The sequence below is a fragment of the Bradyrhizobium sp. USDA 4538 genome, assembly GCF_024171045.1.
Taxonomy (GTDB): Bacteria; Pseudomonadota; Alphaproteobacteria; order Rhizobiales; family Xanthobacteraceae; genus Bradyrhizobium; species Bradyrhizobium australafricanum.
The window spans coordinates 7,320,328-7,344,425 of record NZ_JALJZE010000001.1 but is presented as its reverse complement, the minus strand read 5'-3'; the positions used below and the strand labels follow the sequence as shown (position 1 = coordinate 7,344,425).

General features: G+C 65.5%; 21 protein-coding genes. 9 read left to right on the top strand and 12 right to left on the bottom strand.

From position 1 onward, the window contains the following. The first annotated feature begins 80 nt into the window (after positions 1-80). Complete coding sequence (locus J2R78_RS33595) at positions 81-938, top strand: LysR family transcriptional regulator (protein WP_253608291.1); 858 nt, start codon at positions 81-83, stop codon at positions 936-938. Positions 939-956: 18 nt separating this feature from the next. On the opposite strand, the gene J2R78_RS33590 is transcribed toward J2R78_RS33595, so the two are convergent. The 4 genes from J2R78_RS33590 to J2R78_RS33575 are packed head-to-tail and all read right to left on the bottom strand — an operon-like array spanning position 957 to position 4,075. Next, positions 957-1,382 (bottom strand): hypothetical protein, encoded by a 426-nt coding sequence (locus J2R78_RS33590; protein WP_253608290.1) that lies wholly within the window; start codon positions 1,380-1,382, stop codon positions 957-959. Between the two features lie 10 nt (positions 1,383-1,392). Beyond that, a complete protein-coding gene (locus tag J2R78_RS33585) occupies positions 1,393-2,829 on the bottom strand; it encodes a TIGR01777 family oxidoreductase (protein WP_253608289.1) in 1,437 nt (478 codons plus the stop codon). Continuing rightward, positions 2,826-3,491, bottom strand: coding sequence for a DUF4166 domain-containing protein (locus J2R78_RS33580; protein WP_253608288.1), 666 nt, complete (start codon positions 3,489-3,491; stop codon positions 2,826-2,828). Before J2R78_RS33580 ends, J2R78_RS33585 begins: the two co-directional genes overlap by 4 nt. 26 nt (positions 3,492-3,517) lie before the next feature. Then, a complete protein-coding gene (locus J2R78_RS33575; protein ID WP_253608287.1) occupies positions 3,518-4,075 on the bottom strand; it encodes a GbsR/MarR family transcriptional regulator in 558 nt (185 codons plus the stop codon). A gap of 232 nt (positions 4,076-4,307) precedes the next feature. Between J2R78_RS33575 and J2R78_RS33570 the strand changes: the two genes are divergently transcribed. After that, on the top strand, positions 4,308-5,120 hold the full coding sequence (locus J2R78_RS33570) for a class I SAM-dependent methyltransferase (RefSeq protein WP_253608286.1): 813 nt from the start codon (positions 4,308-4,310) through the stop codon (positions 5,118-5,120). A gap of 9 nt (positions 5,121-5,129) precedes the next feature. Here J2R78_RS33570 and J2R78_RS33565 read toward each other — a convergent pair whose 3' ends face one another. The 4 genes from J2R78_RS33565 to J2R78_RS33550 form a co-directional block, all read right to left on the bottom strand. Next, positions 5,130-5,429, bottom strand: coding sequence for an acylphosphatase (locus J2R78_RS33565; protein WP_253608285.1), 300 nt, complete (start codon positions 5,427-5,429; stop codon positions 5,130-5,132). Further along, positions 5,426-6,292 carry an oxaloacetate decarboxylase gene (locus J2R78_RS33560; protein WP_253608284.1) on the bottom strand — a complete coding sequence of 289 codons (867 nt, stop codon included), beginning with the start codon at positions 6,290-6,292 and terminating at the stop codon, positions 5,426-5,428. Before J2R78_RS33560 ends, J2R78_RS33565 begins: the two co-directional genes overlap by 4 nt. Positions 6,293-6,412: 120 nt before the next feature. After that, positions 6,413-8,428, bottom strand: coding sequence for an acetyl/propionyl/methylcrotonyl-CoA carboxylase subunit alpha (locus J2R78_RS33555; protein ID WP_253608283.1), 2,016 nt, complete (start codon positions 8,426-8,428; stop codon positions 6,413-6,415). Positions 8,429-8,625: 197 nt separating this feature from the next. After that, positions 8,626-8,832 (bottom strand): hypothetical protein, encoded by a 207-nt coding sequence (locus J2R78_RS33550; RefSeq protein ID WP_016840474.1) that lies wholly within the window; start codon positions 8,830-8,832, stop codon positions 8,626-8,628. Between the two features lie 343 nt (positions 8,833-9,175). Here J2R78_RS33550 and J2R78_RS33545 point away from each other — a divergent pair, with 343 nt between their 5' ends. Both J2R78_RS33545 and J2R78_RS33540 read left to right on the top strand, forming a co-directional pair. After that, positions 9,176-9,955: a thermonuclease family protein gene (locus J2R78_RS33545; protein ID WP_253608282.1), complete on the top strand. Its 780-nt coding sequence runs from the start codon at positions 9,176-9,178 to the stop codon at positions 9,953-9,955. Positions 9,956-10,035: 80 nt separating this feature from the next. Next, on the top strand, positions 10,036-12,504 hold the full coding sequence (locus tag J2R78_RS33540) for a PAS domain-containing protein (RefSeq protein WP_253608281.1): 2,469 nt from the start codon (positions 10,036-10,038) through the stop codon (positions 12,502-12,504). Positions 12,505-12,523: 19 nt separating this feature from the next. Here the strand turns inward: J2R78_RS33540 and J2R78_RS33535 are convergent, their stop codons facing one another. The 4 genes from J2R78_RS33535 to J2R78_RS33520 form a co-directional block, all read right to left on the bottom strand. Continuing rightward, the gene (locus tag J2R78_RS33535; RefSeq protein ID WP_245467148.1) at positions 12,524-12,772 is read right to left on the bottom strand and encodes a septal ring lytic transglycosylase RlpA family protein; all 249 of its coding nucleotides are present in this window, start codon (positions 12,770-12,772) and stop codon (positions 12,524-12,526) included. A gap of 153 nt (positions 12,773-12,925) precedes the next feature. Next, positions 12,926-13,375, bottom strand: a complete 450-nt coding sequence (locus J2R78_RS33530) for a PPC domain-containing DNA-binding protein (protein ID WP_253608280.1) — start codon at positions 13,373-13,375, stop codon at positions 12,926-12,928. 81 nt (positions 13,376-13,456) lie between these two features. Next, positions 13,457-16,159, bottom strand: coding sequence for an EAL domain-containing protein (locus J2R78_RS33525; protein WP_253608279.1), 2,703 nt, complete (start codon positions 16,157-16,159; stop codon positions 13,457-13,459). 124 nt (positions 16,160-16,283) lie between these two features. Further along, positions 16,284-16,778 (bottom strand): ArsI/CadI family heavy metal resistance metalloenzyme, encoded by a 495-nt coding sequence (locus tag J2R78_RS33520; RefSeq protein WP_253608278.1) that lies wholly within the window; start codon positions 16,776-16,778, stop codon positions 16,284-16,286. Positions 16,779-16,872: 94 nt separating this feature from the next. On the opposite strand from J2R78_RS33520, the gene J2R78_RS33515 reads away from it, so the two are divergent. The 5 genes from J2R78_RS33515 to J2R78_RS33495 all read left to right on the top strand — a co-directional run bounded on the left by J2R78_RS33515 (position 16,873) and on the right by J2R78_RS33495 (position 24,075). After that, positions 16,873-17,100: a hypothetical protein gene (locus J2R78_RS33515; RefSeq protein ID WP_018272058.1), complete on the top strand. Its 228-nt coding sequence runs from the start codon at positions 16,873-16,875 to the stop codon at positions 17,098-17,100. A gap of 92 nt (positions 17,101-17,192) precedes the next feature. Beyond that, entirely contained in the window at positions 17,193-17,543 is a 351-nt protein-coding gene (locus tag J2R78_RS33510) for a hypothetical protein (protein WP_143029738.1), read from the top strand. A gap of 113 nt (positions 17,544-17,656) precedes the next feature. Next, the gene (locus J2R78_RS33505) at positions 17,657-18,877 is read left to right on the top strand and encodes an efflux RND transporter periplasmic adaptor subunit (RefSeq protein WP_253608277.1); all 1,221 of its coding nucleotides are present in this window, start codon (positions 17,657-17,659) and stop codon (positions 18,875-18,877) included. Continuing rightward, positions 18,870-22,094: an efflux RND transporter permease subunit gene (locus tag J2R78_RS33500; protein WP_253608276.1), complete on the top strand. Its 3,225-nt coding sequence runs from the start codon at positions 18,870-18,872 to the stop codon at positions 22,092-22,094. Before J2R78_RS33505 ends, J2R78_RS33500 begins: the two co-directional genes overlap by 8 nt. A 139-nt stretch (positions 22,095-22,233) precedes the next feature. Next, positions 22,234-24,075, top strand: a complete 1,842-nt coding sequence (locus tag J2R78_RS33495) for an alkaline phosphatase family protein (RefSeq protein ID WP_253608275.1) — start codon at positions 22,234-22,236, stop codon at positions 24,073-24,075. The last annotated feature ends 23 nt before the right edge of the window (positions 24,076-24,098 follow it).

The following is a 24,098-nucleotide window of genomic DNA, read 5'->3' as shown; positions in this document are numbered from 1 at the left end:
TCGCGCCTCCTCTAGCTAGACCTTCGCTCATCATCTTGGTATCTTATCTATATTGATAGCAATGATAGCGATCATTGATCATGACCGCCACGCTCGATATCGACACCGTGCAGGCCTTCCTCCTGGTCGCCGAGCTGCAAGGCTTCACCCGCGCCGCCGAGGCGCTTGGCACCACGCAAGCGGCGATCAGCATGAAGTTGCAGCGGCTCGAAACGGTGCTGGGCAAGCGGCTGGTCGAGCGCTCGCCGCGCGCGGTGCGGCTGACCGCCGACGGCGCGACCTTCCTGCAGCACGCCCGCGCGCTGATCGAGGTGCATGATCGCGCGCTGGCCGGCGAGAAACCCGCGCGGCAGCAGCTCACGCTCGGGATCAGCGATCACGCCGCGGGCCCGGAGCTGGTGCCGCTGCTGGAGCGGCTGCACGCGATGGCCTCCCAGCTTGCCCTATCCGTGACCATCGGCTTCTCGCGCGAAATGCTCGACGCTTATGATGGCGGCGAGCTCGACGCCGTGATCGTGCGCCAGGAAGGCAGCCGGCGCGGCGGCGAGAAGCTGACCGAGGACGAATTCGGCTGGTTCGCCGCCAAACGCTTCGTCTGGCCGCGCGGCGATGCGCTGCCGCTCGCGACCCTGGCGCCGCCCTGCGGCGTGCGCGCCCTCGCCGTGCGCGCGCTTGACAAGGCCGGCATCGCCTGGACCGAAAGCTTCGTCGGCGGCGGCGTCACCGCGGTGGTGGCGGCCGCGCTTGCAGGGCTTGCCGTCGCGCCCCTCGTCCGCCGCATCGCGCCGCCGGGCCTGGTCGATATCGGCCCTGCCCACAAGCTGCCGCGGCTCGGCACGTCGAAGGTGATGCTGCATTCGAAAGTCAGCGATCCCGCCAAGCTCGCGGCACTCAGGACGCTGGCTGCGACGTTTCGGAGCGTGGCGTCTGCGGCATAGGTTGAACATCGTAGCGGTTCACATCGAGTCTTCGCTTGCCGCCAGTTCGCACATGACGAACCAGTAGGTCAGGCCGGCGACAAACCCGGCCACGACGAACAGGCAAACCAGTCCGGATGTCCAGACAGCCGGGGATCGTAGAAGGACAGTGATGCTCAACGCACCGATCGCCGCGCCTGCGCAGGCGAAAAATCCCGCGGCCCTGATATGGAACTCCTCAGTGAACCAGACGACGATCGCAGTGGGAATTGCTGTGAGCAGACAGGTGATGATGAAGACCGCGGCCGACGGAAGCAGCATCATGACGATGCCGTAGAGCAGCCGCGCGACATCGCCGTGCGACGTCATCATCAGAACGGTCTGACCGACTGCGGAAATCACCGCGGTCGCGGCGCCACAGCCCGCAAGCCAGCCTCCGAATGCACGGGAACAGGTGCTGCACATCGAGGCCTCCTCACAGGATCGCATCGAACGCGCTGCGCAAGGTTTCGTGACGGAACACAAAGCCGTTGCTCAGCGCCTTGTTCGGCAGCACGCGCTGGCCGCCGAGCAAGAGCTCGTCGGCGAAGTCGCCGCCAACGGCGCGGAGCAGCGCCGCCGGCACGCGGAAGATCGCCGGCCGGTGCAGACGGCGTCCGAGCTCCTCGGTGAATTTCGTGTTGGTCACCGGGATCGGCGCGGTCGCGTTGACAGGACCGGACAGCTCAGGTCTCGCGATCACATGCGCGATCAGACGCACGAGGTCGTCGCGCTCGATCCACGACATCCACTGCTTGCCCGAGCCGAGCGGGCCGCCGAGGCCGAACTCGAACGGCGTCAGCATCCGCGTGATGAAGCCGCCATCGGTGCCGACCACGAGACCGATGCGCAAATATACCACCCGCACGCCGTGATCCGCGGCCGGCTTCGCCGCATTCTCCCAGGCCTCGCACAATTCGTGACTGAAGCAGGCGTGGGATTTCGCCGACTCCGTCAGCACCTGGTCCTGCCAGAGCCCGTACCAGCCGATCGCGGAGCCGCTCACGAGTACCGACGGCTTGCGTTCGAGGCGCGCGATCAGCTTGACCACATCAGACGTCATCTCGATGCGTGAGGCGACGATCTTGCGGCGCTTGGCCTCGGTCCACAGGCCGTTGCCGATCGGCTCGCCCGCGAGGTTGACGATGGCGTCGATCCCGGAGTCGGCGGGCAATTGGTCGAGGCTCGTGATCAGCGTCACCGGCGGCAGCAGCATGTCGGCCTTTGCCGGATTGCGGATCAACGCAATCACCTGATGGCCGGATGCGGTGAGGCTCGCGACCAGGCGGCTGCCGATGAAGCCGGTGGCGCCGGTGACGAGCACGGTCTGCCGCGCCGGCAATTTCTCGACCAGAGTCGCGGCCGGCACGCTGGCCATCCGTCCGAGGCGCCTCGTCGCGGCAAAGTCGCGCGCGCCGAACAGCGCGACGCCGAAGGCCGCAGCCGTCGCGAACAGACTTAACGGACCCGCATAGGCCGGCGCGACGGCGGTCGGCAGCATCGCCCAGCCGATCAGGACCGGCACCAGCAGCACGAGGATGGCGCCGTAATTGATCGCCAGCAGCGTGTGATTGATCCGCTCGCTCGGCGGCAGCTTTCGGCTCAGATCCTCCTCGACGAAATCCATCAAGGTGATGACGACCTCGACGACGAGGACGGCCATGATCGCGATCGCAAGGATGCCGTGCACTTGCAGCCAGCCGAGCACGAGGAACAGCAGCGCATAGAGCATGTTGCGCACGCTGTGCAGCTGCAGCTCGTGGCGCTGCGAGGGACGCCAGGCCAGCCGCTCGGTGAATTCGTGGTGATAGAACGTATCGAATGCGCCCATCGCAATCTGGATGGCGACAAGTGTCCAAAGCAGCGGCGTCATGGAGTGGCCTCCCTGAACACGGCGGACTGACGGATCAGCCTGCCGAAACGCGGGTGGATGATCTCCAGCGTGAAGCGGAAGTCACCGCAGCCGAGATCGGAATGGGTCACGGTGAGATCGCCCGGCGTAAGCCATTCGGGCAGCGGCAGGCGGAACGGACCGAGTTGCAGCGAATAGCCGACGCTGCGAAACACCAGCGCCTCGTGCTCGACCGCGATCCGCAGCGCCATGCTGACGCCGAAGCCGACATATTCCTCGAGCCCGGTCGAACCGGCAAAGCGCTTGGCGGAATGAATCACCTGCGGGAAGCCGTCGCGGCGCGCGCAGATGCGGGTCCAGACCTGGCCGCCGCTTGCCGCGTCCTCGGTGACGGTGACGATCATCGCCACGCGCGTTTCGGTGCCGGTCGGGAACGGTCCGCCGATCAGCCGTGCGGCCTGCGCCAGCCACCAGCCGATGCGGCTGCACGCCGCCTCCTCGACCTCGCCGACATAGACGACGGTGTTGCCGTCCTCGAACCGTTTCGAGAAGCGCCGCCAGATCGCAACCGGCAGGCGGCCCCAATCCTCGTCCGACAGCAATGCGCGGAAGCGATGGTCGTCGAGCAGCTTTGTATCGGAAGCCGGTGCTGTCTTTAAGGTGGATATCCTTGCTGACGCCATCGCACGCTCCCGTTACGCCGCCGCCTTTATTTGGCCCTGCTCGTGGGCAGGAAACTCACGATCTTCTCGCCGAGCTTGATCAGCGCGACCAGGCGCGGCCGCGGCACGTTCAGCATCTGCGTGTACCAGCGATCGACCAGCTCGGTGAATGTCAGCATCTCCTTCAGCCGCTTGCTGGCGAGCGGGCTGATCGCGGGATCGTCGGCCGCGTCGGAGACACAGGCGCGCAGCGCTGCGAGCGCGGGATCGATCTCGCGCTCCTTGCGTCCCGCCGCGATCTTGGCCGCGACCTCCCAGATGTCGGTCTCGGCCTCGAAGTGGTCGCGGCGATCGCCAAGGATCGGCACCCGCCGGATCAATCCCCAGGACAACAGCTCCTTGATCGAGTTGGAAACGTTGGAGCGCGCCATGCCGAGGGTGTCGGCGATGTCTTCCGCCGTCATCGGCGCTTCGGCAAGGTAGAGCAACCCGTGGATCTGGCTGACCGAACGGTTGACGCCCCATTCGTCGCCCATGTCGCCCCAATGCAGGATGAAGCGCTCGACGACGGCGGGAAGTTTTTTCTTGGCGGTTATTTCTGTCATGACAGAAATATCAGACGGTTCGGAGCAGAAGTCAAGGCTGGCCATGCTGTCCACGACGGCGCACGAGACATGGCAGGTCTCCTGACCTATCCGGCGCCTCGGCGAATGCCGTGCATCGGAGGTGAGGAGTTTTCCTTTGTGGCCCCCGAGCTCTTCGTCCAAGTTGATCCGGGTGGATGTTTTTGGGCCGTGCACCGGGTCGCCCGCGTCACGGCCGCAAGGGAGATTGCGCATGCCAGCGTCCGACAAGGAGTTCGTTGGGTCCATTCCAGAGCTTTACGACCGGCTCCTCGTGCCGATGATTTTCGAACCCTACGCACGCGATCTGGCGCAACGCGCCAAGGTGCTTGGCCCGCGCGACCTGCTTGAGACGGCAACCGGCACCGGCGCCGTCACCCGCGCGCTGGCGTCCGCGCTCGGCAGCGACGCCAGGATCGTGGCGACCGACCTGAATGAACCGATGCTCGAACGAGCGAAGTCACAGATGCCGGGCCGGACCGCAATCACCTGGCGGCAGGCCGATGCGCTGAACCTGCCGTTCGACAACGCGAGCTTCGACGTCGTCGCCTGCCAATTCGGCGCGATGTTCTTCCCCGACAAGCCCAAGGGTTATTCGGAGGCGCGCCGTGTGCTGAAGCCAGGCGGCCGTTTCCTGTTCAGCATGTGGGGTCGCATCGAAGACAACGAGTTTGCCGACGTGGTGACCCAGGCATTGGCGGAGGTCTTTCCGGCCGACCCGCCGCGCTTCCTGGCGCGCACGCCTTATGGCCACTACGCGGCCGACCCGATCCGGGCCGATCTTGCAGCCGCGGGCTTCAGCAAGATCGAGATCGACGACGTTCGGCTGCAAAGCCGGGCGAATGCGCCGCATGATCCTGCGATCGGCTTTTGCCAGGGATCACCGTTACGCGGCGAGATCGAGGCGCGCGGCGGTATCGGCCTTGATGCCGCGACCGAGCACGCCGCGTCGGCGATCGCGCGCCGCTTCGGCAACGGCGCGATCGAAGGCCGGATTCAGGCGCTGGTGATCTCAGCGGTCGCGTAACGACGCGCTTCAGATCGTGGGCAGGACCGAGAACCGCTCCCCTGCCCGGCGCTGGTTCAAAAGATCGGAACTGCCAGATGCGGCGTGCACGGCAGCGACGCGCGCCGAGAACGGACCGCGGCCACATGCCGTGATCATTTCAGTGACGACGTCGTCGGGGCCGGCGAACACCGCCTCGACGCTGCCGTCACGGCGGTTGCGGACCCAGCCTTCGAGGCCGCGCGCGTTTGCCTGCTCGTCGACCCAGGCGCGATAGCCGACGCCCTGGACGCGGCCGCTGATGGTGACGTGGCGGATCACACCGCTCATTTCTTCAGACCGAGAAACTCGCCGCTGCGCGCCTTGGTCTCCGCCTCGCGCATGACGCGGCCGGTCAGTTCGGACGAGGCGATACCCTTGAGGTTCTTCGGCGAGGTGCCTTCGCGCAGCGCCTTCAGCGTCTCGTAGACGGCCTGGGTTGCGGCCGCGAATGGCGCGTGGCCTTGCAGCGCGATCCTGACGCGCCGGCTTGCCAGATAGTCGAGCGCGGTCATCTCCTCCGGCGCGCCGCCGAGCACGATCGGCAGCGTCGTCGCGGCCGAGAGCGCCTCCAACTCGCCACGCGATTTGATGCCGGTGAAGAACAAGCCATCGACGCCGACCGCCTCATAGGCCCTGGCGCGTGCGATCGCATCGTCGAGACCGGTGATCGAGACGGCACCGGTCCGGCCCAGGATGACGAGCGACGGATCGCTGCGGCCGTCAAGCGCCGCCTTCATCTTGCCGACGCCTTCCTCCAGCGAGATCAGCTGGGTCTTGGCCTGGCCGAACGCCTGCGGCAGCAGCGTGTCCTCGATGGTGAGGCCGGCCGCGCCGGCGGCCTCCACCTCCTGAACCGTGCGGCGGACATTGAGCGCGTTGCCGTAACCGTGGTCGGCATCGACGAGCACTGGCAGCGTCGACGCACGCGACATGCGGCGTATCTGCTCGGCGAATTCGGTCAGCGTGATCAGCGCAATATCGGGATCGCCGAGCACGGCGAGCGACGCCACCGAGCCGCCGAACATGCCGAGCTCGAAGCCGAGATCCTCCGCAATCCGGATCGAGGTCGCGTCATAGACCGAGCCCGGGCGGATGCAGGTCGATCCGGTGAGAATCGATCGCAGGGCTTCGCGGCGTTTGCGGAAGGCCATTTGCTATGTCCTATTCTCCGTCATTCCGGGGCGGTGCGAAGCATCGAACCCGGAATCTCATCTCGCTCTCAATCTCGAGATTCCGGGTTCGCGCGTACCGCGCGCCCCAATATGACAGGGTTACGCGAACTCCAGGATCAGCGCGTCGACCGCGAGCGTGGCGCCGGCGGCGGCGTGGATCTTCTTGACCGTGCCGTCGCGCTCGGCGCGCAGCACGTTCTGCATCTTCATGGCTTCGACCACCGCCAGGGTCTCGCCGGCCTTGATCTCCTGCCCCTCGGTCACCGCGATCGACACGACGAGGCCCGGCATCGGGCACAGCAACTTCTTGCCGGTGTCGGCGGCCGAGACCACCGGCATCAGCCGCGCCGAGGTCGCTTCGGTCTCGGTGAAGACATAGACCGGCACCTCAAAACCCTGATGCGCGAGGCGGAAGCCGCTGTTGATCGCCCGCACCTGCACGGCAACAAAGTTGCCGTCGATGGTGCCCTGCCAAACCGGATCGCCCGGGACCCAGCTCGATACGAGGTTATGAGGGTTGCCCGGCAGCCCGTCGGCGCCGATGAAGCGCACTGCAATCGCGTCACCCTCGCGCGCCACGTCGAGCGCGATCTCGGCACGGTCGAGCCACACCGCGCGGCGGCGCTCGCGCAGCACCACGCGGCCGCCCATCTGGCCGGAGATCTGCCGCTTGCGCTCGCCCAGCACGTGATCGATGGCGGCACCGACCGCGGCCAGCCGCCGCGCGATCTCGCCCTCGGGCGCGCGCGCCGAAAACCCTTTCGGGAATTCCTCCGCAATGAAGCCGGTCGACAGCCGGCCCTCGCGCCAGCGCGGATGGTTCATCAAGGCCGACAGGAACGGAATGTTGTGCCGGATGCCGTCGACATAGAAGGCGTCGAGCGCGGTCGCCTGCGCCTCGATCGCCGCGGCGCGCGACGGGGCGTGGGTGACGAGCTTGGCGATCATCGGATCGTAATGGATCGAAATCTCGCCGCCTTCCTGCACGCCGGTGTCGTTGCGGATCGTGATGCCGTCATGGCTGGCCTCGGCCGGCGGACGGTATTTCACCAGGCGCCCGATCGACGGCAGGAAGTTGCGGAACGGATCCTCGGCATAGACGCGGGATTCCACCGCCCAGCCGGTCAGCGTCACGTCCTTCTGCGCGATCGCGAGCTTCTCGCCGGCGGCGACGCGGATCATCTGCTCGACGAGATCGATGCCGGTGATCAATTCGGTGACGGGATGCTCGACCTGCAGGCGGGTGTTCATCTCCAGGAAGTAGAAGCTCTTGTCCTGGCCTGCGACGAATTCCACGGTGCCGGCCGAATCGTAGTTCACGGCCTTCGCCAGCGCGACGGCCTGCTCGCCCATCTTGCGGCGGGTGGTCTCATCGAGCAGCGGCGACGGCGCCTCCTCGATGACCTTCTGGTTGCGGCGCTGGATCGAGCACTCGCGCTCGCCGAGATAGATCACATTGCCATGCTTGTCGCCGAGCACCTGGATCTCGATGTGCCGGGGATCGACGATGAATTTCTCGATGAAGACGCGGTCGTCGCCGAACGACGACTTCGCCTCGGCCTTGGCGAGGTTGAAGCCTTCGGCGACCTCCGCCTTCGAATGCGCGATGCGCATGCCCTTGCCGCCGCCGCCGGCGGAGGCCTTGATCATCACGGGGTAGCCGATCTCGTCGGCGATCTGGACGGCGTGCTTGTCGTCCTCGATGACGCCGAGATGACCCGGCACGGTCGAGACTTTCGCCTTCGCCGCGGCCTTCTTGGATTCGATCTTGTCGCCCATCGCGGCGATGGCGCCGGGGTTCGGACCGATGAAGACGATGCCGGCGGCTTCCAGCGCGCGCGGAAACGCCTCGCGCTCGGACAGGAAGCCGTAGCCGGGATGCACCGCCTGCGCGCCGGTCTTGCGGCAGGCCTCGACGATCTTGTCGATCAAAAGATAGCTCTCGGCCGCGGCGGGCGGTCCGATCAGCACGGCCTCATCGGCCATCTCGACATGCAGCGCGTCGCGGTCGGCCTCGGAATAGACGGCGACCGTCTCAACCCCCATACGGCGCGCAGTCTTGATGACCCGGCAGGCGATCTCGCCGCGGTTGGCGATCAGGATTCGTTTGAACATGCTCTTCTTGCTTGGGCTTTTTCGGACTTCGAATTGTCCATTTGGCAGGATTCCTCCCCGCGCAATCTGGCACGGGCGATTGGGCGTAACCACTCCGTTGGTACAGCAAATTGCCCCGGAGGCAACGGTCTAATGCAGACCCTGCCTACTGCCCGGCCAGTCCAAGGTCAGTCCTCGGCAGTAGCCCGATCGGTATTTCAGCCCGAATAGGTCTTGAAGCGGCCACGCGAATGAGCCTTCGCGACGGCCTTCATCAGCTCGCTGACCTCGTTCTCCAGGAATTCATTGGCCACGATCAGCGCCCGGATAGTGGCACGCAGATTCCCCCCGCAGGCGGAAATGGCCTGATCGACAGCGGCTTCCAGCCCGTCATCGTCGTCAGATTCGGGCCGTGCAGACATCATGGGGTATCCGGGATTCAGGTGGCGCATCATGTTCCTATTTTGTTCCCATCAAGTCAATTGGATCTTTGATCGGGCGCGGCCTCCTGGGCCGTCTTTCTCTTCCGCCGCCAGCGCGCGAAGCATTGCAGGCTCCAAATGCCGGTGATGATTTCGGCGGAGGACGTTGATAACGAAACTTGCCCATGCGCACCGCTTCAATGGCAATTGTCCGGCCGTTCTACGTCGCGGAATGCCGATCGGGACGTGACGGTGCGCACGCCCCCACTCGCGAACAGTCCTTGGTTGGATCGTACCGGCTTGTGCTAGAAGTTCGGCTGCCCGCCAAAGATCTGAAGTTGAGAAAATGCGGTTTCGAAATCCGGTCGCCACGACGCTTCTCCTGGCCTTCCTGTCTGCAACTACCAGCCTGACTGCAACCGCAGGCCCCACGGCCACTGCGGTCATCAAGGACGCCGGCACCATTCAGCTCGGCAACACGACCTATCGGCTCGACGGCATCGACGCGCCGGCGGTCGATCAGCTCTGCATCGACGAGCACGCCGACGCCTGGACCTGCGGGATCGAGGCGCGCGACCAGCTGACCAGGCTGATCGGCGGCAAGCCAATTCACTGCGACGATATCGGCGTCGATCCGACCTTCAAGAAGCGCCGCCTCGGCGTCTGCAAGATCGAGGGCGACCCGACCAGCCTCAGCCAGGTGCTGGTCCAGAAGGGCTACGCTCTCAATGTCGAAAACTCGGCCACTGGCCGATTCAAGCCGGATGAAGCCACCGCCAAGGACAATCGTGCCGGGCTCTGGAAGGGCTGCTTCGTGGCGCCACGCGATTTTCGTACGGCCAGGAAGGACGGCGCCCTGCTCGGCAACGCCTGCCCCGCCGACCGCGACCAGCAGATCCGCAACGCGCTCTTCCCCGACGACCTGCCGATGCCGGCCAGCTGCAACATCAAGGGCAAGTACGCCGTGCGGGCCCGCGTCACCGGCAATGTCGGCATCTACCACCTGCAGGCGTGCCGCAGTTATCCAGGCCTCGGCAATCCGGATCGCTGGTTCTGCTCCGAGGAGGATGCACAGGCCGCCGGGTTCCGCCGGGCCTATAATTGCCGGCCGCCCAAAGCCAAGTGAAGGGCAAGTGATCGCGATAAATCAAGCTGGCAAAGCCGCCGCGTCCTGTGTGAGACTGCACCGAGAGGTTGCCGGCGCGTATGACCCCATCCGATCCCGCTGATGTGCTTCCCGAAGCTGCGGCAGCCGAACGGCTGCGGCAGCATCTTGAGGAGATCGCGCGCGAACGCGATCGCGCCCATCGCGAGCTCCAGGAGCGCGAGGCGGAGCTGGCGCGGATCCAGCGCATCGCGCGGGTCGGCGGACTCGAGATCGATTTCCGCGACGGCGTGCGCAACCGCCGCTCTCCCGAATATCTCCTGGTGCATGGGTTGCCACCCGAAGAGGTCAACGAGACCTATGAGAACTGGGTCGCGCGCATCCACCCCGAGGATCGCGAGCGCACGATCCGGCACCTGTTCGGCGTGCTCAAGGCCGGCGGCGAAGACTACACGGCCGAATACCGCATCATCCGCCCGAACGACGGCGAGAGCCGCTGGATCCGCGTCGTCGCCAAGATCGAGCGCGACCGCAGCGGCCGTGCGCTGCGGCTGGTCGGCGCCGATCTCGACGTCACCGATCAGATGCTGGCACAGGAGACCCTGCGCGAGAGCGAAGAGCGCTTCCGCCTGATCGCCGACAGCGCGCCGGTGCCGATCTGGGTGACCAAGCTCGACCGCACCCGCTCCTTTGCCAACCAGGCCTATCTCGACTTCCTTGGACTGCCGTTTGAGGAAGCGATCGTGTTCGACTGGCGCAAGGCGCTGCATCCGGATGACCTGCCGCAAATCCTGCAGGAGCAGATCACCGGCGAGCTCTCGCTGAAGCCATTCGTGCTCGAGGCCCGCTATCGGAACGCCGCAGGCGATTGGCGCTGGCTGCGCTCGGAATCGCAGCCGCGCTGGGACCCGAACGGCAAGCACATCGGCTTCATCGGCGTCGCCCACGACATCACGGCGGCCAAGGAAGCCGAGATCGAGCTTCGCAAGCTCAACGAGTCGCTGGAGCGGCGCATCCTGGAGCGCACCGCGCAACTCGAATCCCGCGAAGCGCAGACGCGCGCGATCCTGGAAACCAGCCATCAATACCAGATGCTGCTCAACCGCAATGGCGGCCTGCTCTACAGCAACCAGACGGCGCTGGCCGGTATCTGTACCGATGCCGCCGACGTCGTCGGCAAGCCGTTCTGGGACACGCCGTGGTTCGCCGCGACCGAGGGCATGCCGCGCGTGATCCAGAATGCCTTCGCGACCGTGATGCGCGGCGAGGAAGTCAAGATCGAGATGCAGCTGCGCCTGCCGATCGGCGAGCGCTATTTCGATTTCGCGATGCGGCCGCTGCAGGACCAGCACGGCACCATCGTCGGCGCCGTTCCGGAGGCCGTCGATATCACCGAACGGCGCCGCGGCGAGGAAGCCCTGCGGCAATCGCAGAAGATGGAAGCCGTCGGCCAACTCACCGGCGGCGTCGCGCACGATTTCAACAACCTGCTCACCATCATCCGCTCCGCGACCGACTTCCTGCGCCGCCGCGATCTGCCGGATGACCGGCGCCGCCGCTATATCGATGCGATCTCCGAGACCGTGGAGCGGGCCTCCAAGCTCACCGCCCAGCTATTGGCATTTGCGCGCAGGCAACCGCTCAATCCGGAAGTGTTCAATGTCGGCACGCAGGTCGACAGCGTGACGCAGCTGATCCGCCCGCTGGTCGGCGCGCGGATCCACATCGAGGTCAGGATCGAGGATCCCGACTGCTTTGCGATCGCCGACATCGGCCAGTTCGAGACCGCGCTACTCAATCTCGCGGTCAACGCCCGCGATGCCATGAGCGGCGAAGGCCAGCTGACGATCGGCGTCCGGAAGGTCAAGAATATCCCTGCCCTGCGCGCCCAGGCCTCGCGCAGCGGCGATTTCGTCACGGTCTCGATCCAGGACACCGGCACCGGCATCTCGCCGGAAAACCTCGACGCGATCTTCGAGCCGTTCTTCACGACCAAGGAGGTCGGCAAGGGAACGGGTCTCGGATTGAGCCAGGCCTTCGGCTTCGTCAAGCAATCCGATGGAGACATCGAGGTCACCTCTACGCCCGGGCACGGTGCGACCTTCACCATCTATCTGCCGCACGCGATGCGCCCGGCGGACGCCAAGGTCGCAGCCCGCGCGGGCACCGAGCAGGCTTCGATCGGCCGCGGCTATCGCGTCCTCGTGGTGGAGGACAACGACGATGTCGGCCAGTTCTCCACCGAGCTGCTCGAGGATCTCGGCTATTCGGTCAAGCGCGCGGCCAATGCCAATGCCGCGCTCTCGATCCTCTCGGAGAACGAGTTCTCCGCCGACTTGGTGTTCTCCGACGTGATCATGCCGGGCATGAACGGCGTCGAGCTCGCCGGAATCATCCGCGATCGCTTTCCTGGACTGCCGGTGGTGCTGACCAGCGGCTACAGCAACGTGCTCGCCGAGAACGCGCACAGCGGCTTCGAGCTGATCCAGAAACCCTATTCGGTCGAGGCGCTGTCACGGACGCTCCGCAAGGCGATCGCCGAACAGCGGGCGACTGCTTCCAGGCCCTGATCCTGCCGCCGGCCGCGCTCTACTGGATCACGACATGCGCGACGCCGAGCTGAAGGATGCCGAGCGCGCGGGCCGCCGTGGTCGACACATCGATGATCCGTCCACGAACGAACGGGCCCCGGTCGTTGACGCGGCACCGGATCGATTTTCCCAGATACGAGACGGTGATCATGCTGCCGAATGGCCGCTTGCGATGCGCGCAGGTCATCTCGCCACTCCTGCCGATGCCACGATAATAGGACGCAAGGCCACTCTCTGCGTTTGCCATGCACGAGGCAAACAGCAGCATGGCCGCGGACGTTGCTGCGGTTTTCATTGATCGCCTGCCGGTCGAGCCCCGCAAGGGAACGCGGTTCCACGGGTTCGGTTCCGCGCCTCAGCGTCGGCAGGTCGATTTTTAGGAACTTTTCGGCGGAAAGCGTCAGGCGGTCGCGGCTGGATCGATCAGGGCGATGCCGAGCTCGGATCGCTTCCGCCGGCGAAGCCTGGCGGGGGCTTCCGTGACCACAACCTCCAGCGTCGGCCGAACGATGCCGGCAAGCAGATGGCCGCCGCGTGTCGATCCATCCGACAGTCCGAGCACGATGTGAATATGCAGGCTGGCCTTGCCGTCGTCGCCGGTCGCGATATCGCCGATCGCGCACAGCAATTCGCATTGCTCGTTGATCTCGATCTTCCGGTAGCTCTTGGATGCGAAATCGAACCAGCCGACGGTTGCCCGCTCGAACGCGCCGATCGCAGTGAGCGACGCCGCCGTCACCTTCGCATCATTGGCGAACTTCGTCAGCGCGCCGAACGCTTCCTCGCCGCTGTCGAGCACGACGACGTGAACCTGCGCGCTCGGCGCATCGGACACGAGCTTGCTTTTCATGGACCGCCTCGCCTCTCAAGAGCTTCCACTCTCAATCGGAGACGGCGACGATTGTTCCTGACGGACCGGATCGGCAGGCGCTCAGGCGGCGACGCAATCGGCCGCGAGCAGCGTCCGCAGGTCCCGCGCAGGAACCGGCCTGCTGAACAGGTAGCCCTGCATCTGCGTGCAGCCGAGCATCTGCACGGTGTCGCGCTGCTGATCGGTCTCGACGCCCTCGGCAGTGGTGATCATGTTGCGGTCGGCTGCGATCGAAACCACGGCGCGGATGATCGAGGCCGAGCCGCTGTTGCGGGTCACTTCCTTGACGAAGCTGCGGTCGATCTTGATCTTGTCGAACGGGAAGCGTTGCAGATATTGCAGCGACGAGTATCCGGTGCCGAAATCGTCGAGCGCGATGTGGAGACCGAGCGCGCGGAGCTGGCCGAGCGTGACCAGCGCCGCATCGTCGTCGGCGATCAGCACCGCCTCGGTGATCTCGAGCTCGAGCCGGCGCGGGTCGAGCCCGCTGTCGGCAAGCGCATTCGCAACCTTCAGCGCCAGCGTCTCCGACTTGAACTGGATCGGCGAGACGTTGACCGCGACGCACACATGCGCCGGCCAGGCTGCCGCCTCGGTGCAGGCGGTGCGCAGCACCCACTGCCCGATCTCCTCGATCAGCCCGGTCTCTTCGGCAACCGGTATGAACTCCGCCGGCGAGATCATGCCGCGCACGGGATGCCGCCAGCGCAGCAACGCCTCGCAGCCGGTCACCTCGTCGCTGCGCAGGTCGACCAGCGGCTGGTAGTGCAGCTCGAAGCCGCCCTCGGCCAGCGCGATACGCAAATCGGCCTCCAGCACGCGGCGCAGATTGGCCTGCGCCTCCATCGCCGGATCGAAGAAGCGATGGGTCCTGCGGCCCGCCGCCTTGGCGGCGTACATCGCAAGGTCGGCACATTTGAGCAGGCGGAACAGATCGGAGCCGTGGCGCGGGGCGATCGCAATGCCGATGCTGGCGTCGCTCGACAAATGGTGGCCGAGGCAGTCGAACGGCGTGCGCAGCGACTGATAGATGCGTGCGACCAGGTCGCCGACGTCGTCGTTCGAGGTGATGTCGTGCTGGACGATCGCGAACTCGTCGCCGCCGAGCCGCGCGATGAAGTCGTTCGACCCGACCGACTGGCGCAACTTCTCGGCCACGCGCCGGAGAAACTCATCGCCGATCAGATGGCCTAGCGTGTCGTTGATCCGCTTGAACTCGTCGATATCGATGTAATGGATGGCGAACTCGCGCGTGGCGGCCTCGAGCAGCAGCCCTTCCGCGTGGCGCTGGAACAGCGTCCGGTTTGGCAGATTGGTCAGCGCGTCGTAATGCGCGAGATACTCGATCCGCGCCTGCGCACGCCGCCCGTCGGTGACGTCCTCGAGAGTGGTGGCCCAGCCGCCGTCGGGCGCACGCTTATAGATCAGGCGGATGCTGCGACCGTCAGGCGTCATGATCACGGAGTCCCGAACCTCATCGCCCCTCGGGTTGGTGAAGCGGGCGCAGTACTCGTCGACGTCGCCGACAAACGAGCCGATCGCCTGGCGATGCAGGATCAGCTCGCGCAGATGGCAGCCCGGCCTCGCGACATCAGGCGAGAGGCCGAACATGTCGATGTATTGCTGGTTGCAGATCACGAGCCGCGCCGAGGCGTCGAACAGCAGCAGCCCCTGCGTCATGGTGTTGATGGCGGTGTCGAGGTGCTGGCTCTTCTCGGACAGCCGGCGGCTTGCCGCATCGTGCTGCCGCTGCAATTGGCGGACGATCAGGAAGACCGCGAAGCTGATGATCAGTACCGCCAACACGGCCGCGCAGAATTGCAGTTTGGTCTGGGTGCGCCAGTCCTCCAGCGCGCTCGATGTCTTCGTGGTAGCGAGGATCAGGATCGGAAAATGCGACAGCGATCTGACCGCGCCGACGCTCTCCTCGCCCGAAGCGCCAACGAACCGTCCCGAGGTGTTGCCGCCAAAGCTGATGACCTTCTGGAACACCGGCAGGTTGATGATGTTGCGACCGATCACGCTGGCATCCTGCGGATAGCGCGCGATGATGGTGCCGTCGCGGTGGATCATCGAAATCACGGTGTCGCCGCTCAGTGCCAGCGAGGCGACGAAATCCTCGAAATGGCTCGGCTCGACACCGCGGCTCGCGAAGCCGATGATCTCGCCGTTGCGCCCGGTGATCTTGCGCGCAAAGATCGTGGTCCAGTTGCCGGTCACCTTGCTCATTGCGGGCTCGACGATCACGGGTGAGGTCGGACGCCCCGAAGTGAACTCGTGGAAATAGCGCCGGTCCGCAACGCTGATGTCGGGCACCGGCCACATCTCGGATGAGTTGATCAGCCATCCCTTGGCGTTGAACAGATTGAGCCCGCCGACATGCGGCAGCGCCGCCAACCGCGTGCGCAGCATCTCGTGCGCGCTCAAGAGCGACATATTCTTTTCGAATTGATCGGCGGTCTCGACCTGCTCGGCCCGCAGGTAATTCACGATGTCGTCGTGGACATGCTGGAGATCTGTAAGCTGCTGGTCGAAATGCCGCGACAGCAGCAGCGCAGTGTTGTTGAGCTCGCGCTCGGACATCTCCAGCGCGCGCTCGCGAAACTGCAGCGCGAGATAGCCGGTGCCGAGCGTGATGGCGAGCACCAACAGCGCGGCGCTCAAGACGAGCCACTGGATCGCGCCCATCCTGCTGGCGCGCAACACACCCTTGATCGACAGCCGCCGGTATTCCGGCACGCTGCTCGTTGAGACAACCGACATTTTCCTGCCCCTGTGGATGCCCTTGTACGGGAACACAACCCAAGGGGTGGTTAGGAAAATCAGTTATCGGACGGTTAAGGCCAACGTGGACTCGCGCAGAGCCGGCCCCTCGGCCGCTCCATACTCACGAGCTGCAGCAAGCCGAAGCCTCCGGCGGCGCGGCCTTGGGCTGTGGGGCGCAACACGCGCTCTGTTTGTCTTCCTGCTTCTCGTGCGCCACTCGCGCGGTCCGCTCGCCGGTGCCGTCGCCATAGACGATGCTCTCACAGGTCGTATGGAACGTCTCCCAGGCGATCCCCGCGGGATCGTCGATCCACGACTTCTCGGACTTGGCATAGCAGCACACCGTCTGGCCCTGCTCGATGACCTCGCCGCCGGCCTTGCGCAGCCGTCCGTACACCTCGCCGAGCTCTTCAGCGCTCTCGACCTGAATGCCGAGATGGTCGAGGCCCGGTTCGCGGCCGCGGCTCGAGATCGCGAAGTTGACGCGGGGATCGTCGAGCATCCATTTGGCATAGTCGGATTTCACGACCGTCGGCTCGGCCCCGAACAGCGCCGAGTAGAAGCCGACCGATTGCGGGATATCCTTGACCGCGACGTGAACATGCATGCGCTTCATGGGGCAGTCCTTTCAGGGCGGCGACGCTGGATGGATATTCCATCCCAAGCATGCTCAGATATCAACAGCGTTACAACAGGAGTTCTGCTGCGGAATGGATGCGCTGACGCTGTTCGGGTTATTCGCCGTGACCATGATGCTCGTCTGCTATGCGGCCGAAGATCGCAGCCCCTGGTTCATCCTGGCCTTCGCTGTCTCCTGCGCGCTCGGCTCGGCCTACGGTTTCCTGCAGGGCGCCTGGCCGTTCGGCCTCGTCGAAGCGATCTGGGCGGTCGTCGCGGCGCGCCGATGGCTGCTGCGCCGAACCGCAGACAGCGCGTAACGTTATAGTATCCACGGCCAATCTGTCGCGGACGCGAACTTGAATGCGCGCTAGCACGGCGCTAAGTAGGCCTCATGGACGCTTCGCGCACCATGATTCAGTCTTCCCCTCACGCGACGGGATCGCGCCGCTGGCGCAGCCTGCTTGCGGGACTGATTTCGCTTGCGCTGGTGCTGTCGTTCTTCCACGGCTGGACCTCCGACGGCGATGCCGACGCGGCTCCCGGTTTCTCGATCGCGCAGCCGATCAACGACGCCGGCGGCAAGGCTCCGGCGCATCCCGCCTCGCCTCACAGCGACCATTGCCTGACGCACGTCGCCTCCGTGGCTCCGCAGGAGGCCGCGTTCCCGATCGCCTATGCACCGCACAGCTACGGCGACACCAACATCGGGCTGCCGGCTTCGGCCGATCGCCGCTCGCCCTTCAAGCCACCCCGCGCCTGATCCGGTCGACATGACCGGCCGTGCGCTGCTGCCATTCGGCAGCGCGCACCCTTCCGCACAGATCGATGTCGCGACAGCGCAGGGCCATCGGCCTGCGCTGCGGAGAGGCGCATATGAAACGGGTTGTTCTATTTTTCGCCGGCGTGGCCGCCGGCATTGCACTGGTCGTTGTGGCGGCCGGATGGATCGGTTGGCCGGTCAGGTTCCCGGCCGCGATGCAGGAGACTGCGACGACAGACACAAAGGCCGAGGCCCGGCACGAGGCCCCCGGACATATCGAGCTGAGCGAAGACCAGGTTCGCGAAGCCGGCATCACGTTCGCGCAAGCCAGCGGCGGCATGCTGAAGCGGCATTTCCTCGCGCCGGGATCGCTGATCCCCGATGCGGATCACATCGGCCGGGTATCGGTGCGCGTGCTCGCGACGGTCACGGAACTGCGCAAGCGCCTCGGCGATGTCGTCGAGAAGGGCGAGATCGTCGCCGCGATCGAAAGCCGCGAGGTGGCCGACGCCAAGAGCGAATACCTCGCCGCACGGCTCACCAACGATCTGCAGCAGACCCTCTACGCGCGGCAGAAGACGCTGGTCGAGACCCGCATCGTGTCGGAAAACGAGTTCCTGCGCACGCGGCTGACCGCGAACGATGCCCAGATCAAGCTCGACGGCGCTCGGCAGAAGCTGTTTGCGCTTGGTCTCTCGGAGGCCGAGATCGCCGACCTGCCGAACCAGCCCCCGGAGAGCCTGCGGACGCAGTTCTTGCGCGCGCCGATCAGCGGCCGGGTGTCCGAGCGGCGCGTCGATCTCGGCGGATTGATCGGGCGCGAGGGCCAGGAGAGCGAGCTCTATGTCATCGTCAATCTCGATGACATCTGGGTCGACCTCGCGGTCTCACCCGAAGACATCGGCGCGGTCCGCGAAGGCGTTTCGGTAAGAATCCGGGCCATCGGCACCGAAGATGAAGCCAATGCCGGTGTGATCTTTGTCAGCCCCCTGCTCGACCGCGAGACCCGCAACGCGCGCGTGATCGCGACCATGCCCAACAAGGACCACCGCTGGAAGCCGGGTACCTTTGTCACCGCCGAGGTCCCGCTGTCAGGCGCGCCGTCGACCGTGATCGTCTCGAAGAAGGCGCTTCAAACCATCAAGGGAACGCCGACCGTGTTCGTGCGCGATGCCGACGGCTTCGAGGCGAGATCGGTGCGGACCGGCCGCGAGGACGACGACGATATCGAGATCGTTGCCGGCCTCACAGCCGGCGAGACCATCGCGGTACAGAACACCTTCACGCTGAAGGCGGAGTTCGAGAAGGACGAGGCGGAGCACGACCATGATTGAGCGCATCATCGGTCTTGCGATCCAACGGCGCTGGGTGGTCGTCACATTGGCGGCGATCGCGATGTTCCTCGGCGGCCTTGCGCTGACCAGGCTGCCGATCGACGCGGTGCCCGACATCACCAACAAGCAAGTCCAGATCAACACCGTGGCCCCGGCGCTGTCGCCGGCCGAAATCGAGAAGCAGATCACCTTCCCGATCGAGACGGCCCTGGCCGGCGCGCCGGGGCTCGAGAGCACGCGCTCGCTCTCCCGCAACGGCTTCTCGCAGATCACGGCGGTGTTCAGCGAGGCCACCGACATCTATTTTGCCCGCCAGCAGGTTGGCGAGCGCCTGACCGAGGTCCGCGCGCGGCTGCCGCAAGGCATCGAGCCGCGGATCGGCCCGACCTCGACCGGCCTCGGCGAAATCTACATGTGGACCGTCCATTATTCCGGGCAGAAAGTGCAGGCCGACGGCGCGCCGGGCCTGCAAAGCGACGGCCGCTTCCTGACGGCGGACGGCCAGATGCTGCAAAGCGAGGTCGAGAAGGACGCCTATCTGCGTACCGTGCAGGACTGGATCATCAAGCCGCAGATCAAGATGGTGCCTGGTGTCGCCGGCGTCGATACGATCGGCGGATACCTCAAGCAGTATCAGGTCCATCCCGATGCGGCGAAGCTGATCGCGCTCGGCCTCACCTTTGCCGACGTCGCCAAGGCGATCGAGACCAACAATGTCAGCCGCGGTGCGCGCTATATCGAGCGCAACGGCGAAGGCTTCGTCGTGCGCTCCGGCGGCCGGCTCGAGAACATCGACGAGCTCGGCGCCGTCGTCGTCACCACCCGCGGCGGCGTCCCGGTCCGGATCCGCGACCTCGCCACGCTTTCGATCGGCGGCGAGACGCGCACCGGCAGCGCCAGCGAGAACGGCCGCGAGGTCGTGGTCGGCACCGCGCTGATGCTGATCGGCGCCAACAGCCGCACCGTGTCGGCCGCGGTCGACGCCAAACTGCTGACAATCATGCCGTCCTTGCCGGCCGGCATCGAGGTCAAGACGGTGCTGGATCGGACCCAGCTGGTTGATGCAACGATCGGCACGGTGGCGCGCAACCTCAGCGAAGGCGCATTGCTCGTGATCGCCGTGCTGTTCGTGCTGCTCGGCAATTTCCGCGCGGCATTGATCACGGCGCTGGTGATCCCGGTCGCGATGCTGATGACCGCGATCGGCATGTGGCAAGGCCGGATCAGCGCCAATCTGATGAGCCTCGGCGCGCTGGATTTCGGCCTGATCGTCGACGGCGCCGTGATCATCACCGAAAACAGCCTGCGTCACCTCGCCGAGAAGCAGCATGCGCTCGGCCGCGTGCTGACGCGCGATGAACGGCTGGCGACGGTGCAGGCCTCCGCGGTGGAAATGGTGCAGCCGAGCCTCTACGGCCAGGCCATCATCCTCCTGGTCTATGTGCCACTGCTGACCTTCACCGGCGTCGAAGGCAAGATGTTCGAGCCGATGGCGCTGACCGTGATCCTTGCGCTCGCGGCCGCCTTCGTGCTGTCGCTGACACTGGTTCCGGCGCTGATCGCGATCGGCATCACCGGCCGCGTGCAGGAGCAGGAAAACCGGCTCGTTGCCGCCCTGAAGCGCTGCTACAGCCCGCTGCTCCGGCGCGCGGTTGCAACGCCGATCCCGGTCATCGCGGTGGCGGTCGTGCTGTTCGCGACCGCCCTGTTCGGGTTCTTCCGCCTCGGCCAGGAGTTCATCCCCTCGCTCGACGAGAAGAACATCGCCATGCACGCGCTCAGGATTCCGAGCACAGCACTGTCGCAGTCGCAGGCGATGCAGCTGTCGGTCGAGAAGGCCGTCAGCCGCTTTCCGCAGGTGTCGTTCGTCTTCTCCAAGACCGGCACCGCGGAGGTGGCGAGCGATCCGATGCCGCCGAACGCGTCCGACACCTTCATCATCCTGAAGCCGCGCGAACAGTGGCCGGATCCATCGCTGACCAAGGAGCAACTGATCGAGGACATCTCGAAGGCGGTTGGCCGGCTGCCCGGCAACGTCTATGAATTCACCCAGCCGATCCAGATGCGCTTCAACGAGCTGCTCGCCGGCGTTCGCGGCGACATCGCGGTCAAGGTGTTCGGTGACGAGTTCGGGCCGATGCAGAAAGCCGCCAACCAGATTGCATCAGCGCTGCGCAGCGTGCGCGGCGCGACCGACGTCAAGGTCGAACAGGCCGGCGGCCTGCCCGTGCTCGAGATCAAGGTCGACAAGGGGGCGATCGCCCGGCGCGGCCTCAGCGTCTCTGCCGTGCAGGACGTGATCGGTACCGCGGTCGGCGGCCAGGATGCCGGCGTTGTGTACGAAGGCGACCGCAGCTTCGACATCGTGGTGCGATTGCCGGAGAGCGTGCGCTCCGATCTCGAGGCGCTGAGCAATTTGCCGGTCGCGTTGCCGAAGGCAACGCCGAGTTCGCCGGTGCAGAGCCTGCCGCTCAACCGCGTCGCCCAGTTCTCCTTCACCGAAGGGCCGAACCAGATCAGCCGCGAGAACGGCAAGCGCCGCATCGTGGTGACAGCCAATGTTCGCGGCCGCGATCTCGGCTCGGTGGTCGAGGAAGCCCAGGCAAAAGTCGCGCAATCGGTGCAGCTGCCGCCGGGCTATTGGATGACCTGGGGCGGCCAATCCGAGAATCTTGCCGCGGCGCGACAGCGCCTGGCCGTGGTGGTGCCGGCGTGTTTTGCGATGATCTTCCTGTTGCTGCTGGCGGCGATGGGCTCGGCCCGCGATGCGCTGCTGGTGTTCAGCGCGGTGCCGCTAGCGCTCACCGGCGGCATCGCCGCACTTTGGCTGCGCGGCATGCCGTTCTCGATCTCGGCGGCGGTCGGCTTCATCGCACTGTCGGGCGTTGCGGTGCTGAACGGGCTCGTGATGCTGAGCTTTATCAGGCAATTGCGCGAGCGCGGCGTGCCGATGCGGGAAGCCATCGAGCAAGGCGCCCTCACCCGCTTCCGCCCCGTGGTGATGACCGCATTGGTGGCCTCGCTCGGCTTCGTGCCGATGGCGTTCGCCACCGGCACCGGCGCCGAGGTGCAGAAGCCGCTCGCTACGGTCGTGATCGGCGGGCTGATCAGCGCGACCCTGCTGACGCTTGCCGTGCTGCCGGCGCTCTATGCCCGGTACGGGCATGCCGGCAGTGCTGCGCGCAATGGGAGAACCGCGATTCAGCCTGCCGAATGACGGTGTGTTGACCGACCGTCCGCGGGAGAAATCCGGCCGTTACAGCGCCGAACAAGCGCTGTAACATTTCTGTCATATGGCAAAACTAAACGAAGACTGCGGCGGGCTGCCGCGGGGCTTCATCAGGGGGAATAACAATATGCGTCGTGCCATTACCTTACTGTCCGCGAGCATGATCGCGCTTTCGGCGGGCGCCGCCTCGGCGCAGAACGCTAACCCCCGCAACCTCATCCTGTTCGTCCCCGACGGTCTGCGCGGCGGCATCGTGACGCCGGAGACGGCACCGGCCATGGCCGAGATCCGCGACAAGGGCGTCAATTTCAAGAATTCGCACTCGCTGTTCCCGACCTTCACGATGGCTAACAGCTCGGCGCTGTCGACCGGCCATTATCTCGGCGACACCGGCACCTTCTCCAACACGATCTATACCGGCTACACCTCGGTGCCCGCCGGCGACACCGTGGTCCCCTTCATCGAGAACGACGCGGTGCTCGCCGATGTCGACGATCACTTCAACGGCGACTACCTCAACGAGGAGACGCTGCTGAAGATGGCCCGCGGCCAGGGTTTCAGCACCGCCGCCATCGGCAAGGTCGGCCCGACCCTGCTGTTCGACCACACCGATCGCGGCAAGAACACGATTGTGATCGACGATTCCACCGGCGGCAAGACCGGCGTGCCGCTCTCCGACGAGATGAAGGAGGCGCTGACCAAAGCGGGCCTGCCGCTCGCCACCCCGAGCCGCGGCGACAACGCCAAGGCGGGCGACGCCAAGACACCCGGCACCACGGTCGCCAACGTGGCGCAGCAGGCCTACATGGCCGACGTCGCGACCAAGGTCGTGCTGCCGATGTTCAAGGCGCGCAACAAGCCGTTCGTGCTGGTGTTCTGGTCGCGCGATCCGGACGGCAGCCAGCACAACACCGGCGACAGCCTCAACACCATCACCCCCGGCATCAACGGCCCGACCTCGATGGCCGGCATCAAGAATGCCGACAACAACCTCGCGCAGCTGCGCAAGGCGCTCGACGAGCTCGGGCTTTCCGCCGACACCAACATCATGGTCTCCTCCGACCACGGCTTCTCGACGATCTCGAAGGAGAGCAAGACCAGCCCCTCGGCCAAGATCGTCTATGGCGACACGCCGAAGGATTTCCTGCCGATGGGCTTTCTGGCGATCGACCTCGCCAAGGCGCTGGACCTGCCGCTGTTCGACCCCAACGACAAGAACGCGAAGGTCGCCGACAATGCCCACCCGAAGGCCGGCAACGGCGTGCTCGGCCAGGATCCGGCCAAGCCTGACGTCGTGATCGCGACCAATGGCGGCTCGGATCTGATCTATCTGCCGAACCGCGACAAGAAGCTCGCCGACCGCGTCATCAAGGCGCTGCTCGAGCAGGACTATGTCAGCGGCCTGTTTGTCGACGACAAGCTCGGCACCTTCCCCGGCACGCTGCCGAATTCGAACCTCAATCTGAAGGGCAAGGCGGTGACGCCGAACCCGTCGATCGTGGTCAATTTCCGCTCCTGGTCGAGCGGTTGCGAGATCCCGACCAACTGCTCGGTGCAGGTCGCCGACACCGTGCTGCGCCAGGGCCAGGGCATGCATGGCAGCTTCAGCCGCGGCGACACCTTCAACTTCACCGCGGCGATCGGCCCCGACTTCAAGGCGGGCTATGTCGATCCGCTGCCGGTCAGCAACGCCGATGTCGGCATGACCGCGGCCCAGCTGCTCGGCCTGCGCGCGCCGAACAATGGCGGCTTGATCGGCCGGGTGATGTCGGAGGCGCTGCCGAACGGCATCGTGCCGAAGATGGCCGAGGGCACCATCATGTCGAAGAAGCCGTCGGCCAACGGCCTGCGCACCGTGCTGAAATTCCAACGCGTGCTTTCGACCCGCTATTTCGACGTCGCCGGGTTTCCGGGGCGGACGCTCGGGCTCGAGGAAACCGGTGGCAAACAGAAAACGGCGGGGAAGTAATCCCCGCCGCTCTGCTCGAATTC

Excerpts from the sequence above, each read along its gene's own strand:
- J2R78_RS33595 (WP_253608291.1), top strand. The coding sequence starts at position 81 with ATGACCGCCACGCTCGATATCGACACCGTGCAGGCCTTCCTCCTGGTC.
- J2R78_RS33590 (WP_253608290.1), bottom strand. The coding sequence starts at position 1,382 with ATGTGCAGCACCTGTTCCCGTGCATTCGGAGGCTGGCTTGCGGGCTGT.
- J2R78_RS33585 (WP_253608289.1), bottom strand. The coding sequence starts at position 2,829 with ATGACGCCGCTGCTTTGGACACTTGTCGCCATCCAGATTGCGATGGGC.
- J2R78_RS33580 (WP_253608288.1), bottom strand. The coding sequence starts at position 3,491 with ATGGCGTCAGCAAGGATATCCACCTTAAAGACAGCACCGGCTTCCGAT.
- J2R78_RS33575 (WP_253608287.1), bottom strand. The coding sequence starts at position 4,075 with ATGACAGAAATAACCGCCAAGAAAAAACTTCCCGCCGTCGTCGAGCGC.
- J2R78_RS33570 (WP_253608286.1), top strand. The coding sequence starts at position 4,308 with ATGCCAGCGTCCGACAAGGAGTTCGTTGGGTCCATTCCAGAGCTTTAC.
- J2R78_RS33565 (WP_253608285.1), bottom strand. The coding sequence starts at position 5,429 with ATGAGCGGTGTGATCCGCCACGTCACCATCAGCGGCCGCGTCCAGGGC.
- J2R78_RS33560 (WP_253608284.1), bottom strand. The coding sequence starts at position 6,292 with ATGGCCTTCCGCAAACGCCGCGAAGCCCTGCGATCGATTCTCACCGGA.
- J2R78_RS33555 (WP_253608283.1), bottom strand. The coding sequence starts at position 8,428 with ATGTTCAAACGAATCCTGATCGCCAACCGCGGCGAGATCGCCTGCCGG.
- J2R78_RS33550 (WP_016840474.1), bottom strand. The coding sequence starts at position 8,832 with ATGATGTCTGCACGGCCCGAATCTGACGACGATGACGGGCTGGAAGCC.
- J2R78_RS33545 (WP_253608282.1), top strand. The coding sequence starts at position 9,176 with ATGCGGTTTCGAAATCCGGTCGCCACGACGCTTCTCCTGGCCTTCCTG.
- J2R78_RS33540 (WP_253608281.1), top strand. The coding sequence starts at position 10,036 with ATGACCCCATCCGATCCCGCTGATGTGCTTCCCGAAGCTGCGGCAGCC.
- J2R78_RS33535 (WP_245467148.1), bottom strand. The coding sequence starts at position 12,772 with ATGGCAAACGCAGAGAGTGGCCTTGCGTCCTATTATCGTGGCATCGGC.
- J2R78_RS33530 (WP_253608280.1), bottom strand. The coding sequence starts at position 13,375 with ATGAAAAGCAAGCTCGTGTCCGATGCGCCGAGCGCGCAGGTTCACGTC.
- J2R78_RS33525 (WP_253608279.1), bottom strand. The coding sequence starts at position 16,159 with ATGTCGGTTGTCTCAACGAGCAGCGTGCCGGAATACCGGCGGCTGTCG.
- J2R78_RS33520 (WP_253608278.1), bottom strand. The coding sequence starts at position 16,778 with ATGAAGCGCATGCATGTTCACGTCGCGGTCAAGGATATCCCGCAATCG.
- J2R78_RS33515 (WP_018272058.1), top strand. The coding sequence starts at position 16,873 with ATGGATGCGCTGACGCTGTTCGGGTTATTCGCCGTGACCATGATGCTC.
- J2R78_RS33510 (WP_143029738.1), top strand. The coding sequence starts at position 17,193 with ATGATTCAGTCTTCCCCTCACGCGACGGGATCGCGCCGCTGGCGCAGC.
- J2R78_RS33505 (WP_253608277.1), top strand. The coding sequence starts at position 17,657 with ATGAAACGGGTTGTTCTATTTTTCGCCGGCGTGGCCGCCGGCATTGCA.
- J2R78_RS33500 (WP_253608276.1), top strand. The coding sequence starts at position 18,870 with ATGATTGAGCGCATCATCGGTCTTGCGATCCAACGGCGCTGGGTGGTC.
- J2R78_RS33495 (WP_253608275.1), top strand. The coding sequence starts at position 22,234 with ATGCGTCGTGCCATTACCTTACTGTCCGCGAGCATGATCGCGCTTTCG.